1 pseudogene is annotated in these 255 nt (G+C 58.0%); it reads left to right on the top strand.

The window, feature by feature from the left end:
* A pseudogene (locus tag O2S87_RS19175) lies at window positions 1–255 on the top strand (IS66 family transposase); the annotation flags it as partial.

Here is a 255-nt window from a genome sequence, read left to right on the forward strand (position 1 = left end):
CGGTGCTGGGCACATATTCTCCGAGAAGCCGAAGACGTTGCTAGTGACCACGAGGAGGCAGAGCCGGTTCATCGGTATCTCAAGCAGATGTTCGTCGGTCTCCAGTCGTGGCTGGAGACCGACCCAAATCCTCGTGAGAGAGCACAGATGCACCGATCGTGCCAGAACGGGCGTATATCGCTCGTTGAGCGGTCAGTAACCGCCGAACCAGTGGCAACACTACTCGGCAAGATCGAAGGAGGGATCGACCACTGG

This window comes from Halohasta sp. A2 (assembly GCF_056175805.1).